Annotated in this window: 17 protein-coding genes; 7 read left to right on the forward strand and 10 right to left on the reverse strand. The window is 57.9% G+C overall.

Annotation, left to right across the window (positions count from 1 at the left end; genetic code table 11):
• Positions 1–393: 393 nt before the first annotated feature.
• Both rhtA and C7534_RS22470 read left to right on the forward strand, forming a co-directional pair.
• On the forward strand, positions 394–1,281 hold the full coding sequence (rhtA, locus tag C7534_RS22465; protein ID WP_109787088.1) for a threonine/homoserine exporter RhtA: 888 nt from the start codon (positions 394–396) through the stop codon (positions 1,279–1,281).
• A gap of 168 nt (positions 1,282–1,449) precedes the next feature.
• Entirely contained in the window at positions 1,450–1,731 is a 282-nt protein-coding gene (locus C7534_RS22470; protein WP_046032344.1) for a hypothetical protein, read from the forward strand.
• Here C7534_RS22470 and C7534_RS22475 read toward each other — a convergent pair.
• The gene (locus C7534_RS22475; protein WP_046032345.1) at positions 1,718–2,290 is read right to left on the reverse strand and encodes a TetR/AcrR family transcriptional regulator; all 573 of its coding nucleotides are present in this window, start codon (positions 2,288–2,290) and stop codon (positions 1,718–1,720) included. The two genes, C7534_RS22470 and C7534_RS22475, sit on opposite strands and share 14 nt — an antisense overlap.
• Positions 2,291–2,380: 90 nt before the next feature.
• Between C7534_RS22475 and C7534_RS22480 the strand changes: the two genes are divergently transcribed.
• Both C7534_RS22480 and C7534_RS22485 read left to right on the forward strand, forming a co-directional pair.
• Positions 2,381–3,109 (forward strand): SDR family oxidoreductase, encoded by a 729-nt coding sequence (locus C7534_RS22480; RefSeq protein WP_046032346.1) that lies wholly within the window; start codon positions 2,381–2,383, stop codon positions 3,107–3,109.
• Between the two features lie 36 nt (positions 3,110–3,145).
• A complete protein-coding gene (locus tag C7534_RS22485; protein ID WP_109787089.1) occupies positions 3,146–3,736 on the forward strand; it encodes a 2-hydroxychromene-2-carboxylate isomerase in 591 nt (196 codons plus the stop codon).
• Here C7534_RS22485 and C7534_RS22490 read toward each other — a convergent pair.
• Positions 3,733–4,731 carry a zinc-dependent alcohol dehydrogenase family protein gene (locus C7534_RS22490; protein ID WP_109787090.1) on the reverse strand — a complete coding sequence of 333 codons (999 nt, stop codon included), beginning with the start codon at positions 4,729–4,731 and terminating at the stop codon, positions 3,733–3,735. The two genes, C7534_RS22485 and C7534_RS22490, sit on opposite strands and share 4 nt — an antisense overlap.
• A 106-nt stretch (positions 4,732–4,837) precedes the next feature.
• Here C7534_RS22490 and C7534_RS22495 point away from each other — a divergent pair, with 106 nt between their 5' ends.
• Positions 4,838–5,758, forward strand: coding sequence for a LysR family transcriptional regulator (locus C7534_RS22495; protein ID WP_177412269.1), 921 nt, complete (start codon positions 4,838–4,840; stop codon positions 5,756–5,758).
• Here the strand turns inward: C7534_RS22495 and C7534_RS22500 are convergent.
• The 4 genes from C7534_RS22500 to C7534_RS22515 all read right to left on the reverse strand — a co-directional run bounded on the left by C7534_RS22500 (position 5,751) and on the right by C7534_RS22515 (position 9,973).
• Positions 5,751–7,559 carry an aminopeptidase P family protein gene (locus C7534_RS22500; RefSeq protein ID WP_109787092.1) on the reverse strand — a complete coding sequence of 603 codons (1,809 nt, stop codon included), beginning with the start codon at positions 7,557–7,559 and terminating at the stop codon, positions 5,751–5,753. The genes C7534_RS22495 and C7534_RS22500 overlap by 8 nt on opposite strands.
• 64 nt (positions 7,560–7,623) lie before the next feature.
• Positions 7,624–8,781 (reverse strand): cysteine desulfurase family protein, encoded by a 1,158-nt coding sequence (locus C7534_RS22505; RefSeq protein WP_109787093.1) that lies wholly within the window; start codon positions 8,779–8,781, stop codon positions 7,624–7,626.
• Positions 8,782–8,985: 204 nt separating this feature from the next.
• Positions 8,986–9,600 carry a LysE family translocator gene (locus C7534_RS22510; protein ID WP_046032352.1) on the reverse strand — a complete coding sequence of 205 codons (615 nt, stop codon included), beginning with the start codon at positions 9,598–9,600 and terminating at the stop codon, positions 8,986–8,988.
• A gap of 103 nt (positions 9,601–9,703) precedes the next feature.
• Positions 9,704–9,973: a hypothetical protein gene (locus tag C7534_RS22515; protein WP_077431685.1), complete on the reverse strand. Its 270-nt coding sequence runs from the start codon at positions 9,971–9,973 to the stop codon at positions 9,704–9,706.
• A 301-nt stretch (positions 9,974–10,274) separates the two neighbouring features.
• Here C7534_RS22515 and C7534_RS22520 point away from each other — a divergent pair, with 301 nt between their 5' ends.
• Entirely contained in the window at positions 10,275–11,378 is a 1,104-nt protein-coding gene (locus C7534_RS22520) for a sigma-54 interaction domain-containing protein (RefSeq protein ID WP_109787094.1), read from the forward strand.
• Here C7534_RS22520 and C7534_RS22525 read toward each other — a convergent pair.
• Entirely contained in the window at positions 11,375–11,740 is a 366-nt protein-coding gene (locus C7534_RS22525; RefSeq protein ID WP_109787095.1) for an antibiotic biosynthesis monooxygenase, read from the reverse strand. The genes C7534_RS22520 and C7534_RS22525 overlap by 4 nt on opposite strands.
• 94 nt (positions 11,741–11,834) lie before the next feature.
• On the opposite strand from C7534_RS22525, the gene soxR reads away from it, so the two are divergent.
• A complete protein-coding gene (gene soxR / locus C7534_RS22530; protein WP_109787096.1) occupies positions 11,835–12,302 on the forward strand; it encodes a redox-sensitive transcriptional activator SoxR in 468 nt (155 codons plus the stop codon).
• A gap of 84 nt (positions 12,303–12,386) precedes the next feature.
• Here the strand turns inward: soxR and C7534_RS22535 are convergent, their stop codons facing one another.
• The 3 genes from C7534_RS22535 to C7534_RS22545 all read right to left on the reverse strand — a co-directional run bounded on the left by C7534_RS22535 (position 12,387) and on the right by C7534_RS22545 (position 15,116).
• Positions 12,387–13,157, reverse strand: coding sequence for a MetQ/NlpA family ABC transporter substrate-binding protein (locus tag C7534_RS22535; RefSeq protein ID WP_046032357.1), 771 nt, complete (start codon positions 13,155–13,157; stop codon positions 12,387–12,389).
• 75 nt (positions 13,158–13,232) lie between these two features.
• Positions 13,233–13,898, reverse strand: a complete 666-nt coding sequence (locus tag C7534_RS22540) for a methionine ABC transporter permease (protein WP_046032358.1) — start codon at positions 13,896–13,898, stop codon at positions 13,233–13,235.
• Between the two features lie 3 nt (positions 13,899–13,901).
• A complete protein-coding gene (locus tag C7534_RS22545) occupies positions 13,902–15,116 on the reverse strand; it encodes an SfnB family sulfur acquisition oxidoreductase (RefSeq protein WP_109787097.1) in 1,215 nt (404 codons plus the stop codon).
• Positions 15,117–15,361 lie beyond the last annotated feature (245 nt).

Below are 15,361 nucleotides of genomic sequence, written 5' to 3' on the forward strand. Positions count from 1 at the left end.
ATTTTCAGAAGTTTTCAAAGTTTCGCTTGGAAATCTTTAACAACTTCAACCACTTGCGCTTCCGATCACTCGGTAGCGGGAGGCGAATTCTACAGCGTTACACGCTGCTGTCAACACCTCTTTTTCAACTCCTTTCGGACTTCGATGAACTGAAGCCACTCACTGCCGAAAACTGCGTAACTCTTTGTTTACCAATGAGTTTTCCGTTTCGACTGCGCCGGAAGTGGGGCGAATTATAGACACCCTGAATCTGCCGTCAAGCACTGATTTGGCTTTTCTATCAAACAGCCCAAAATCATTGCCATATATAGACGTACACGCCACGAATGCGCACTATATTGCCCAACTGCACAACAAAGAACTTCCGCTTCCTACTTCGGACGACTCCACGTAATGAACGATCAACCCCGCAGCCTTGCCTCGACCTTGTTCTCGGTAGGCCTGCTCATAATAGCCATGGCGTCGATCCAGTCCGGAGCTTCTTTGGCTAAAAGCATGTTCCCGGTTATCGGAGCTCAAGGAACCACCACCCTACGCCTCATTTTCGCCAGCGTGATCATGCTGCTCCTGCTTCGTCCATGGCGGGCGAAGCTCACTGCAAAATCCCTGCGCACCGTCATCATCTATGGCATGGCACTGGGCGGCATGAATTTCCTCTTCTATATGTCCTTACGCACTGTCCCTTTGGGAATTGCAGTAGCCCTGGAGTTCACCGGGCCATTGGCAGTGGCGATCTATGCTTCGCGCCGGGCAATCGACTTTTTGTGGATAGCGCTGGCGGCTGCGGGCTTGCTGCTATTAATCCCCACAGACGCATCAACCGTCGGAATCGACCTGGCAGGGGCCGGTTACGCCCTGGGGGCGGGAGTCTGCTGGGCCCTATACATTCTGTTCGGCCAGAAGGCCGGTGCCGACAATGGTGTACAGACCGCAGCACTGGGCGTGATGATTGCCGCATTGTTCGTGGCCCCTATCGGCATCGTCCATGCAGGGACCGCGCTGCTGACTCCTTCGTTGATCCCCGTGGCCATAGGGGTCGCCATTTTATCCACCGCCCTGCCCTACACGCTGGAGATGGTCGCCCTCACCCGCATGCCCGCACGGACTTTCGGCACATTGATGAGCATCGAACCTGCGATTGGCGCCTTGTCAGGCTTGTTGTTCCTGCATGAGTATCTATCGCTGTCACAGTGGATGGCTATCTTGTGCATCATTCTGGCTTCCGTGGGCGCAACCATGACTATGGGCAGTGCTGCCAAGCCAGCAGTTGCGGCAGATTGATACAGGATTTAACGCAGGTCTGGTAATTGACGCTCAATTAGGCCATGTTTAGGCCCGTAACCCAGCGCCAGACATGGATTTTTCAGGATAGGGATACCAAAACGCTTAAGCGAAAGCGAATGCAGCCAGACCCGGGCACAAGATCCGGGAACGCTAGTAAGGACAGCAATGAAACGAATTTTGATATTGATCGCCGTTCTGGCAGTTGCGGGTTGTGCGGCGACCTCGAAAACACAAGTCAAACATGGCAAGAAAGGGCTGCATATCAACTGTTCGGGGCTCTCATCCTCGTGGGAAAAGTGCTACACCAGCGCCGCCAACTCTTGCGCACCCAAAGGGTACAAGGTCATTGCCAAGTCGGGGGACGCGGTGGAGGAGCCAGGCGATTATCCGTTCGGTCTCAACCCTGCCGGTTACACCAGCCGCAGCATGATCGTCATTTGCAAATAGGCTGATGCCGCCCCGCAATCTGACGGCCAATCTCGTCGTAACTGGATTTCAACACATTGCGCTGGATGTCTGGCGTTGCCAGCATCCGTGCGACAACTAAAGCACCGATGCATTGCGACAGAATTGCCCAAGCCAGGCTGTCGCTTTCCAGAATACGCGCCCAACTCTCCTGTAGCTGACAAATCCAGCGCTCTGCCTGTTTGCGAACCACCATGTCCGAACGAGCAATTTCCGCGCCCAACGCGGGCAGCGCGCATCCGGATTCCGGATGTTCGACATGCGCCATGCTCAAGTAATGCTTCAGGCATCGCTCAAGTTTTTCGCTCCCCCCATCGGTGCCTAATCGTTCCACGCTTTGGCCCAGTTCACGCTCGACGATTGAAGAGAACAGTTCATCCTTTGACGAGAAGTGACTGTAGAAAGCCCCGCCGCTCAAACCGATTGCCTTCATCAATCCGTCGACGCCGACCGTGGAAAAACCTGACTTCTTGGCAGACACCGAACTGCTTTCCAGCAACTTTTGTTTGGTTTCCAACTTGTGATTGGCCGAGTAGCGCATTGCAAGTCCTCAGGATTGATCGTCTTGACGTCTGTGGAATCGTAGCATAACGTTCGTTTAGTTAACGATCGTTTATCAAAGGGGCCACCTATGAATAATAAGAAAGTCGTACTGGTTGTCGGCGCTGGTGATGCTACCGGCGGCGCCATTGCCAAGCGTTTTGCACAGGAAGGCTTCGTCGCCTGTGTCACCCGGCGCAGCGCAGACAAACTTCAGCCATTGGTCGATGCCATCAAAGCTGATGGCGGAGATGCCCATGGCTTTGCCTGCGACGCACGCAAGGAGGAAGATGTAATCGCGCTAGTCGAACAAATCGAAAGCCAGATCGGGCCCATCGAAGCATTTGTCTTCAATATCGGCGCCAACGTGCCCTGCAGCATTCTTGAAGAAACCGCCCGCAAGTATTTCAAGATTTGGGAAATGGCCTGTTTCTCAGGTTTTCTCAATGCTCGCGAAGTCGCCAAGCGCATGGCCAAGCGTCAGCGGGGCACGATCCTGTTCACCGGGGCTACAGCAGGCATGCGCGGTGCTGCGGGCTTTGCTGCGTTCGCTGGTGCCAAACATGGTATTCGTGCCTTGGCGCAAAGCATGGCGCGAGAACTCGGCCCGATGAATATTCACGTTGCTCACGTCGTTGTCGACGGCGCCATCGATACTGACTTCATCCGTGAGAGCTTTCCGGAAAAATACGCAACCAAGGACGAAGACGGCATTCTTAACCCCGAGCACATCGCCGAAAACTATTGGTATCTGCACAGCCAGCCACGGGACTCCTGGACATTCGAGCTGGATTTACGCCCCTGGAGCGAACGCTGGTAAGCCCTCCCCTACAACAATAAACAGAGTGCACCGACCATGAGCAAAACCGTGGAGTTCTTTTTCGACCTCGGCAGCCCTGCCACCTACCTGGCTTATACCCAGCTACCGAAAATCTGCGAACAATCCGACAGCCAACTGATTTACAAGCCAATGCTGCTGGGCGGCGTGTTCAAAGCCACCGGCAACGCTTCACCGGCGACCATCCCGGCCAAGGGTCGTTATATGTTTCAAGATCTCGACCGCTACGCAAAACGTTACGGTGTACCACTGAAATTCAATCCGCACTTCCCCATCAACACACTGATGCTCATGCGCGCAGTGACTGGAATTCAGTTACGTCAGCCCGAACGTTTCCCGGCGTTTATCGACTGCCTGTTCACTGCCCTCTGGGTCGAAGGCCGTAGCCTTGATGATCCTGCCACCGTTGCCGCCGTGTTGACTCAAAACGGTTTTGACCCGCAAACAGTGCTCGCCCTGACGGCCGATGAGGAGGTCAAAGCCGCTCTCAAGGACAATACCGAGAAAGCCATACAGCGCGGTGTATTCGGCGCACCGAGTATGTTCGTCGGCGATCAGCTGTTCTTCGGCCAGGATCGGTTGGACTTCGTGATTGAAGCCCTGAGTTAAATCTCGATCACTAACCGCCCCTTCGCTGCTCCCGAAACGAGCAGTTCATGAGCAGCCTCGGCAGTTTCCAGCGTGAACTGCCGAGAATCGAGCAACGGCTTCAACTGACCCGCCTCAATCAACCGCGCCGCTTCATTAAGAATCTGGCCATGACGTTCAAGTCCCTTCCCCGTCAGCAACGGCAATAGCGTAAACACCCCGGAATAACTCGCCCCACGAAACGAGAGCGGCGCAAGGCTGTGCTGCCCCCAACCCAGACAGCTCACTACATGCCCCTCATAAACCCGAACGGCCTTGAACGAGTCATCCAGCACCGCGCCACCCACCGTGTCATAGACGATATCGAAGCCCTCCCCGGCCGTGAATTCAGCCACATAGCTTTCAACCGAAGACGCGCGGTAATCAATAAACGTTGCACCGAAACTTTCGATAGTTGCCCGCTGCCCCGCTGAACCGGTTGCGAACACGTCAGAACCGAACGCCCGGGCAATTTGCACAGCCACATGTCCGACACCGCCGCCGCCGCCATGGATCAGCACCTTCTGACCGGCCCGCACCCGAGCCCGATCAACTAGCCCTTCCCACGCGGTGATCAATACCAAAGGCAGCCCTGCGGCCTCGCGCATACTCAAGTTGCCCGGTTTGCGTGCCAGAAGCCGCGAATCGACCACCGCGAACTCCGCCAGGGAACCCTGCGCGCCACCGATACCGGTCGCCATCGCGAAGACTTCATCACCAGGCATCCATCCACTGACGCCCTCTCCCAGCGCCTCAACTGTCCCCGCTAAATCCATGCCCAATACGGCCGGTAACGGCTGACGCGCATGAGCAGCTTGCCCCGCACGAATCTTTCCATCCAAAGGGTTCACCCCGCTGGCCTTGATCCTGATCAGCACCTGACCCACTCCCGGCACGGGCCGCGACAGGGAAACCAAGCGTAAAGGCCCATTGGCCGAGTCAACAATCAGAGCGCGCATTTCAAGTGAGTCAGTCATTTCGCAGATTCCCGTCAGAAGTGTGTGTGCGGGATTCATCTTCGTCCAGATCACTCATGCCGATAAGACACCATATAGCTATAGTACGTATGCCCATTTGGCATCAATGAGAACTCCCGTGGACACACTCAACGCAATGGCAACCTTCGTCCGTGTCGTCGAACGCGGCAGCTTTTCGGCCGTCGCCCGGGAGATGCAGACCAGCCAGCCGACCATCAGCAAAATTTTAAAAGCGCTCGAAACCAAACTCGGCACAAAGCTGATTAGCCGCAGCACCCGTCAACTGTCACTGACGGATGAAGGTCAGAGGTACTACGACGAATGTCGCCAAATCCTTGCAGCGGTGGACGCGGCAGAACATCGTTTTCAATCAGGACGCGAATCCATTTCCGGCAACTTGAAAATCGGCTCATCCGTGAGTTTCGGGCGCCTGCAGATTGCACCGCGCCTCCCCGACTTTCTAAAAACGCACCCTCAGGTTCAAATTGACCTGCAACTCAGCGATCAAAACCAGGACCTGGTCAGTGAAGGGCTGGACGTGACATTCAGAATCGGTGAGCTGAGCGACAGCGGTCTGCTCGCACGCCACATCGGCACCACCCACCGGATAACCGTTGCAGCGCCTGAGTACCTCAAGCAATTCGGCCAGCCCCAAACCCCGGAAGACCTCGGCGCGCACAACTGCCTGCAATTCAACTTGCTGAACAGTCAAAACCTATGGATTTACAAAAGAGGCGCCCGGCAACACGAAGTACGCATCAAGGGTAACGCACAAAGCAACAACTCCGAGGCGATCCGCGAGATGGTGCTGGGGGGATTGGGGATTGCGTTGTCGCCAGTCTGGCTGTTCAGTGAGGATCTGAAGGCCGGCCGGGTGAAAGCCATTTTGCAAGACTACACGACGCAGTCACTGCCGATTCATGCAGTGTCCCCGGCGAATCGTCGCCAATCCGCCAGGGTTAAAGCATTTGTCGACTACATGAGCCAGGCGCTCGACCAAGCGCCTGACCTCCAACCCGTCAAATAGCCGCGGTGCGGGTGTTCAACCACTCAAGGGCGGCGCCATCGAGCAATGGACTCAAGCGTTCGCGCACCTCGGCGTGGTAAGCGTTGAACCACTGCTTCTCTTCCAGAGTCAGCAGCGACGGCTCCAGACAGCGGGTGTCAATCGGGCATAGCGTCAGGGTTTCGAACTTGAGGAACTCTCCGAACTCGCTTTTGCCCGCCTCACGGTTCAGCACCAGGTTCTCGATCCGCACGCCCCAACGCCCCGGACGGTAAGTGCCCGGCTCGATGGAAGTGATCATGCCCGGCTGCATCGCGGTTTGCGGCGCAGCAGCGGCCTGATAGGCGATGACCTGCGGGCCTTCGTGAACATTGAGGAAATAGCCAACGCCATGGCCAGTGCCGTGACCGTAGTCGACGTTTTCTGCCCAGATTGGAGCGCGTGCGATGGCATCCAGCAGCGGCGACAAGATCCCTTTGGGGAATTGCGCGCGGGACAGTGCAATCACACCTTTAAGTACTCGCGTGCAGTCGCGCTTCTGCTCATCTGTCGGAGTCCCCACCGGCACCATTCGCGTGATATCGGTAGTGCCACCCAGGTACTGACCGCCGGAGTCGATCAGCAACAGGCCGTCACCCTCGATCACCGCGTGCTCTTCTTCGGTCGCGTGGTAATGCGGCATCGCGCCATTGGCGTTGAACGCGGCGATGGTATTGAAGCTCAGCGACACGTAATCGGGACGTCGGGTACGCGCGGCAGTGAGGTGCTCATCGATGGTCAGCTCGGTGATGCGTTCACGACCCAAGGCCGAGTCCAGCCACGCGAAGAATTCACAGAGGGCGGCACCGTCCTGCTCCATGGCCTGGCGAATGTGCTCGGCATCGGCCAGGCTTTTCTGCGATTTGGCCAGCGTGGTCGGGTTCAGGCCTTCGACCAGTTTTACGCCGGCATCGAGGTTGCCCAGCAAACCGGCGGTGACACGCGCCGGGTCTAGCAGCAGGCTCGTGCCGCTCGGAACGGCGCGCAAGGCAGCGTCCACTTCACTGTAATCACGCAGGATCACACCGTCTTGTTCCAGTACCGCACGCAGCTCGGCATCGACTTTGCTCAGTGCCACGAACAGGGTTGCCTGCTCCTGGCTGACCAGGGCGAAGGACACGAAGACCGGGTTGAACGACACGTCTGCGCCGCGCAGGTTGAACAACCAGGCGATGTCATCGAGGGTGGCGACAAAATGCCAGTCAGCGCCTCGATCTTTCATTACCTCGCGCACCTTCGCGAGCTTTTCGCCACGGCTGACCGTCGCTTGCGGTGGCAAATGTTGATAGATCGGCTCGTTCGGCAACGTCGGGCGATCGCTCCAGACTTCGCTCAACAAATCGATATCGGTACGCAGGCGGGCGCCACGCTCTTCGAGCTTGCCACCCAGCGTTCGCGCCGAGGCCACGGCCATGACCGCACCGTCCACCGCGACGACGCCACCTTCTGGGGTTTGCTCGGCCAGCCAGTCCAGCGGGCCTGGTTGGCCCGGCTGCAGCTTGACCAACTCGATGCCGCTGCCTTTGAGCTCCTTGGTCGCTTGCTCCCAATAACGGCTGTCGGCCCAGACGCCAGCAAAGTCCGGCGTCACGATCAGTGTGCCGACCGAGCCATGGAAGCCCGACAACCACTGCCGTCCCTGCCAGTAGCCTGGCAAGTATTCCGAGAGGTGCGGATCGGCCGACGGCACCAGCAAGGCATGAATGCCTTCGCGGCTCATCAGTTCGCGGGTTTGCGCCAGGCGCTGGGGCACCGATCCATTGATCGAAGGCTGCGTACTCATCATGTCTCCTGCTAATCACTTCAGCTTATTGTTGAGTGCCGATCTGAGTCGGCGCTTTAAGGCGCTACTGCCAGAATGCCGGGGCACTGGCGCAGGCGGCTTTGATCAGGTGCACCGCTTGGTCGATGTCTTGCTCGGTGGTGAACCGCCCGAGACTCAAGCGAATCGTGCGGCTCGCCGAGCGGGCGTCATGCCCCAGGGCCAGCAACACATGGGATGGAACGTTGCTGGCAGAGTTGCAGGCCGATGTCGCGGAAAATGCGATCGAATGGCTCAATGCCGCGGAGTTGAACTCGCCTTCGCTGAAGGTCAGGCTCAGAGTATGGGGAATGCGTTGGGTCGGGCTGCCATTGAGACGAACGCCGGGAAGGCTCAGCAGTTGCTCAAGCAAGCGCTCCCGCAACCGGACGATCGTGGCTTTCTCTTCATCGAACGCAGCGCCAGCCAAGGCGAAGGCCACCCCCATCGCTGCGATCTGATGAGTCGCGAGGGTGCCGGAACGTAAACCGCCCTCGTGACCGCCGCCGTGAATCTGCGCCTGCAAGCGTGGTTGCGCGCGCGGGCCGACGTACAGCGCGCCGATGCCTTTGGGGCCGTAGATTTTGTGGGCGGAAAACGACATCAAATCCACGGGCAGGTGGGCCAGATCGATGGCAACTTTCCCTGCACCTTGAGCGGCGTCAACGTGAAACAGCGCATCGCGGGCGCGTACGATTTCGCCGATGGCCGCGATGTCATTGAGCGTACCCAGTTCGTTGTTGACCAGCATCAGCGACACCAGGAAGGTGTCTTCGCGCATCGCTTCGCTGACCGCTTGCGCCGTGATCAAACCGTCGGTGTCTGGCACCAGATACGTCACCGCCACACCGGCGTCCTGTAACTGTTTGGCCGTGTCGAGAATCGCCTTGTGTTCGATCTGGCTGGTAATGAGGTGCCCGCCACTGACGCCGCGTGCCTGGGCCACGCCCTTGAGTGCGAGGTTGTTCGATTCGGTGGCGCCGGAGGTCCAGACGATCTGGTCAGCGGTAGCGCCCACCAGTTCGGCGACCTGCTGCCGTGCGTGGTCCACCGACCGCCGAGCCTGCTGGCCATAAGCATGGGAGCTGGAAGCCGGGTTGCCGAAATTGCCGGTAAAACCCAGACACTCGACCATGACCTTGATGACCCGCTCATCCACCGGCGTGGTGGCGGCGTAGTCGAAATACAACGGACGTTTATTCATAAAAGACTCGCAGAGCGTGTTCCGGGATCAGGAAGCTCATAACGGAAACGTCAAAGCGCAGCCTTGTGAGCTGCGCCGATACTTCAGCACGTTAGAAATACCTGATCGGAAGCCGTTAAAGAAGAACAACTTCATTTAAAAGTGCGTAGGAACGCTCCTGAAGTCGAGCTTAACAGGCATCGGGCAACCGGATGAAGCAATGCGTCAGCTAAAGCTTTCAAGAAGTAACGGATACAGAGAAGCCACCAACAGCAGGGCCATGCCCCAATTGAACAGGCGCAACCAGCGGCGGTCCTTCAACACATTGCGTAACAACGTGCCGCACCCGGCCCAGATACCAACGCTCGGCAGGTTGATCACGGCAAACACCGCCGCAATGATGATCACATTGGTGAAATAGCCCTGCATCGGCGTGTAGGTACTGATGGCACCGATGGCCATGATCCACGCCTTGGGATTGACCCATTGGAACGCCGCTGCGCCCAGGTAAGTGATGGGTTTGCTTTCGCCGTTCTCGCTCTCGGAGACCGGACCTGAATGGGCGATTTTCCATGCCAGATAAAGCAAATACGCCGCGCCGACGTAGCGCAACACGGTGTAGAGCAAAGGATAGGTTTGAAACACGGCGCCGAGGCCGAACCCGACGGCGACCACCAGGACAAAGAAACCACAGGTGACGCCCAACATGTGCGGGATGGTGCGGTTAAAGCCGAAGTTCACACCCGATGCCAGCAACATGGTGTTGTTGGGGCCGGGAGTAATCGAGGTGACAAGCGCAAACAGGGCCAGGCCCATCAGCAGATCGAGTGAAAGCGTCATGAGCGGCAGTCCATAAGGGTCAATCGGGTGTTAAGACCCTATCGCACGCCTTGCCGGAAACCCACGGACAGTTTCGGAAAACTTCGAGCGGTACAGTTCTTGATCAGCTTGGGCGACCGTGAAGCTGTACAGCACGCTCGGCGTTCATCTCGCCTTGTTTATCGAAACCAAAGGATTTTTGCGGCTGCCCGAGCAAGGCGGCTTTCCTGGCGTGGTACTCCTCAAAAGACAGACCACGACGGTTCAATTCCTCAAGCGCCAGTTCCTTGGATTCTTCGGCGGTATATGGCCGCAATTCCGGAGACACATGGCTGGCACAACCGGCGAGAACAGAGAGCGCGAGCAGCAGGAAAGTGGCGGTGAGAGTGTTCATTGTTAGCGTCCTGGCATCTGGGTTCGGGGCAATGAACACAGGCTACCTGCGCGGCTTCAAGGGCAGAAATCAACGCTCTCGATAGTGGCTATCAACTTTGGCAAACGTCGTTCTGTTCTCAACCTGCATATCTCCAAAAGATCTATAAATATTTATTTATGTTCTTTTACGGAATAACAGACTCTCTTTATAACACCTCCAGCGCCTCACCCACTGCCGACTGGCCCGCGTCCCATGTCTTTCAAACGAGAGGCTGAGTCAGGACTTGTTTTCATAGCCATTTCCTCATGGAGCGACCCCCATGCAACTGCTGACCTTGCCGCCCTCACCCGCGCTGGCGACCTCGATCCGCGCCACCGCGCAGGTGTTCGAAGATCCGAAATCCCAAGCCTTGCTTGCCCATGTGCAGCAGGTCGCGCCCAGCGAAGCCAGCGTACTGATCAGTGGCGAAACCGGCACTGGCAAGGAGTTGGTGGCGCGGCACATCCACAACCTGAGTACCCGACGCAACCGGCCCTTCGTGGCGGTGAATTGCGGCGCATTTTCCGAATCGCTGGTTGAGGCCGAATTGTTCGGTCACGAAAAAGGTGCATTCACCGGCGCGCTGAACGCCAAGGCCGGCTGGTTCGAGGAGGCCCACGGCGGCACGCTGTTTCTCGATGAAATTGGCGACCTGCCAATGGCGATCCAGGTCAAGCTGCTGAGGGTGCTGCAGGAGCGTGAAGTGGTCCGACTCGGCTCGCGCAAGAGCATTCCCATCGATGTGCGCGTAGTGGCGGCGACTAACGTGCAATTGGAAAAGGCCATCAACGCCGGGCATTTTCGCGAGGACCTTTATTACCGACTCGACGTGGTCAGCCTGGACCTCAGCCCGTTGCGCGAACGCCCCGGCGACATCCTGCCGCTGACCCGGCATTTCATCCAGGTCTACAGTCAACGCTTGGGTTACGGCAGCATCACCCTCAGCAAAGAAGCCGAACTGAAACTGCGAGGCTACAGTTGGCCGGGCAACATCCGAGAGCTGGAAAACGTTATTCACCACACGCTGTTGATCTGCCGTAACGGCGTGATTGAACGCGATGACCTGCGCCTGTCCAACATGCGCATCGAGCGTCAGGATGACCAACACGTCGGCACCGATGATTCACCGGAAGCCATGCTGAATCAGGCCTTTCAAAAACTCTTCGCAGAACAGGCCGGTGCACTGCATGAAAAAGTCGAAGATGCGTTGTTGCGCGCAGCCTATCGCTTCTGTCATTACAACCAGGTGCACACCGCTGCCCTGCTGGGTCTGAGCCGTAACGTAACCCGCACGCGGCTGATCAAAATCGGCGAACTGGCAGTCAACAAGCGTCGGGTCACGGAGAATGTCCAGGGCGAGCGCGTGATGCAGTTGTCGATTTAGCCCACCAGATTGCAGTGCAGCGCATCATCGGGGCCAAGCGCCAAGCTGTGCAGCACCTGGAACGAACCGAACGTCACAGTTTTCGCCTGGTGGGCGCGGATCAAACCCCAGAAATCCTGCTCACCCCGTTCAAAGCTGCGAAATGCGGCTTCACCGGCTTCGCGCGTTTGCCATTGCAAGTAGTTGAGTACCCGCCGGCCATCATCGCTGGCCTGGATACTCGCACTCAAGAAGCCACTGAAATCCCGGGCCAGGCGCTCGGTCTGCAGGGACAGGGCCATCACCAGCGCCGGTTGCCGATGGGGCTCGATCTCGAATTCGATCAATTGGGTGAAGCCGCGGTTGTTTGCTGACAATTGCATGAACAGTCCCCTTCATGTGTAAACCGATTGTTGCGATCCGAAGGCCTGCAGGGTAAAACCTCTAGCTAACTAGAGGTCAATAGGCAATGTTCAAATGATCACCCCGGAAAATCTGCATAAAGAACTCACCGTCGGCCAACTGGCCGCCCGCAGCGGTGTGGCGGTCACGGCGCTGCACTTTTATGAGTCCAAGGGTTTGATCAAAAGCAACCGCAATCAGGGCAATCAGCGGCGCTATCCACGAGAAGTGTTGCGGCGGGTGGCGTTGATCAAAGTGGCCCAGCGTCTGGGAATTCCATTGGTGGAGATCGGTGAGGCGCTGAAATCGTTGCCGGATAACCGGGCGCCGACGGCGGCAGACTGGAAGGCGTTGTCAGCGCAGTGGAGCCGGGATCTGGACGCGCGGATCAATCAGTTGATGTTGCTGCGCGACAAGCTCAATGGCTGCATCGGGTGTGGATGTCTGTCGATGGAGGCGTGTCCACTGCGCAATTTTGGCGATGTGCTGGGGGAGCGTGGGCCGGGCGCGCAGCTGCTGGAATCCGCTGCAGAACCGAAATAGCGACGCGGCCTTCGCGGGCAAGCCCGCTCCCACAGGTACAGTGGTGAACTTGTTCGCGAAGGCGACCTTCTGGTCGGCGAGTGTTTAGAACCCCGGCGCAATTTGCCCTTTATAGCGGGTCAAGATGAACTGCCGCACTTCATCCGAATTCAATGCTTTTGCCAGTTTCTGCAAGCCAGGATCATTGATGTTATCCGGCCGTGCCACCAGAAACTCGATGTACAAGCTCTTGCCCTTCTCGACGATCAAGGCGCTGTTGGTGTCGATCCCCGCTTCAAGTGCGTAGTTGGCGAAGACAAAGGCCAGGTCGACCTGACTCACCGAGCGCGCCAGCAATGCGCCTTCCAGCTCACGAATCTTCAGGTGTTTGGGGTTTTCGATGATGTCCCGCTGGGTGGCCAAGGTGTTGCTCGGGTCCTTGAGTTTGATCAGCCCGGCTTCGTGCAACAGCACCAGCGCACGGCCGGTGTTCACCGGGTCGTTGGGGATCGACACGGTGGCGCCATCCTTGAGCTCGGCGATGTTTTTGATTTTGGTCGAGTAGGCACCGAACGGTTCAATGTGCACGCCGACGACCGGCACCAGATCGGTGTGGCGAGTCTTGTTGTAATCATCGAGAAACGGGCGGTACTGGTAATAGTTGGCGTCGAGGTTCTTCAGGGCCAATTGCTGGTTGGGCTGGATAAAATCGGTGAAGACTTTGATGTCCAGGTCCACGCCTTCCTTGGCCAGGGTCGGTTTGATGAACTCGAGGATTTCCGCGTGCGGCACCGGGGTCGCGCCGACGATGAGTTTTTCGTTGGCGTGAGCGCTCAACGACACTAAGGCAGCCAGAATGGCCAGGGTCTTTTTCATGCTTTGCTCCTAGACAGATTAAGTGGCCGTCGTGGGGTGGACGTGGGGCCTGTTGTATTTTTTTGGATCGAATATTTAACGTCGGCTGTAACGCGCCACCAGTCGGTCGCCGGTCATTTGCAGGGCCTGAACCAGAATCAGCAACAGCACCACCGTGACCACCATGACGTCAGTCTGAAAACGCTGATAACCGTAACGAATCGCCAGATCGCCCAGTCCGCCACCGCCAATCACACCGGCCATCGCCGTGTAATCGACCAGCACGATCGCAGTCACGGTGACCGCCGCCAACAGCCCTCCCCGTGCTTCGGGCAACAAGGTGTGGCGGATGATCTGCCACGTATTCGCGCCCATCGCCTGGGTCGCTTCCACGACACCGCGATCCACTTCGCGCAACGCGGTTTCCACCAGCCGTGCAAAAAACGGCGTGCAGCCGACCACCAGTGGCGGAATGGTCCCCGGCACGCCGAGCGAGGTGCCGACCAGCAGCGTGGTCAGGGGAATCAACACGATCAGCAATATGATGAACGGCAGCGAACGCAGCATGTTCACGACCACCGACAGCACACGGTAAACGCCGACCGCTTCATGCAACTGGCGCTTGCCGGTAAGAAACAGCACCACCCCCAACGGCAACCCCAACAGCACGGTGAACCCCAGCGCCGCACCGAGCATGCTCAGGGTGTCGAGGCAGGCCTGGGCGATGTCGGCCCAATAGATATTTTTCAGCAACTCGGCCATCAATCACGACCAGTCGTGGCGCGGCGGTTTCACGCCGTTGAGTAGCCAGTTGCCAACGACGTGGTACTTCCAGCGCACCGGATCGTGCAGGGTATGGACCCGGGCGTTGCGCCAGTGCCGGTCGAAATTGTGCTTCTTCAAGGTCGAGCGGGTGCCACCGAGCTCGAAGAGTTTATTGCTGGTTTCGATGGCGATTTCGGTGGTCAGCACTTTGGCCTTGGCCACCGCCAGGGAGGCTTGGGCGACGTTGTCTTCATCGGGCGCCGGACGCGCCGCATCCAGCGCTCGCCCTGCCCGTTCCAGCAAGGCTTCGGCGGCTTCCAGACGGATCTCCAGGCCACCGATCTGAATGATGGTCAGCGGATCTTCACTGGCCTTCTCCACGCCCGCGTCGATCCACGGCCGAGCGTATTGCTGAACGAAAGCAATGGTGTCACGCAGTGCCGCACGGGCAATGCCGGCGTCGATGGCCGCCGTGGTCAATTGCGCGAAGGGGCCGGCCAGCGTTGGCGTTTCATAGGACCGATAGGTCGGGAACAGATTGAACGCCGACACGTGCAAGTCTTCGGCGAGCACGGTGCCGCTGGACGTTGTGCGCTGACCGATGCTTTCCCAGTCATCCACGATCACCAACCCTTTTGATCCGCGTTCGACGAAGGCCAACTGCCCCTTCTGTTCTTCATCCAGCGCCAGCACCGCCAGCCAGTGAGCATAGAGCGAACCGGTGCAATAACCCTTGCGCCCGTTGATCACATGACCATCGCCATAGCGGCGGATCGTCGCCTGGATGTCCTGCACGTTTTTGCCGCCGGTTTCCGACAAGGCATTGGCAAAGCGATGCCCTTGCAGCGCCAGTTCGAAAAAATGCGCCTGCTGTTCGGGCGTGCCTTGCAGACGGATGTCTTCGAGCAGGCAATAGTGGTTTTGCGGAATCTGCCCCAGTGACGGATCGGCGGCCGAGATGATCGCAATGACTTGCGCCAGCACCGCACAGGACACCTGCGCACCACCAAATGCTTTCGGCACGCTGATGCCCCACAGTCCACTGTTGGAATACAGATCGACGATCTCGGCGGGCACCTGTCGGGTGCGGTCGCGTTCGGCGTCCTGCTCCAGCAATACAGCGGCAACGCGCTCGGCGACGCGCAAGGCTTCGGTGTCATCGGCGATCCGATGGGCGGCCGGCGGGTTAATCGGATAAACGGCAGATTCAGGCATTTGAGGTTCCGGGCAGCAGTGTTTATCAGAGCCATTGCAGCTTCTGTGCCGAGGTCCATCGCCAATGTTTTCGGGCAGTTGACGGGGGTTTTTCAGGTCTTGGGGTCACGCAGCCCAGCAATCTGCTGCTTCGCTGTTGATGGCTGAACAGTGTTGCTGCTCGTCGGGTGCGCGGATGCCAACAAGGGAGTGACCTATATTTATCCGGTCGGAAATCGGTACAGGACACCTTTTCACCCACAACA

The sequence above is a fragment of the Pseudomonas sp. OV226 genome (assembly GCF_003148705.1).
GTDB lineage: Bacteria > Pseudomonadota > Gammaproteobacteria > Pseudomonadales > Pseudomonadaceae > Aquipseudomonas.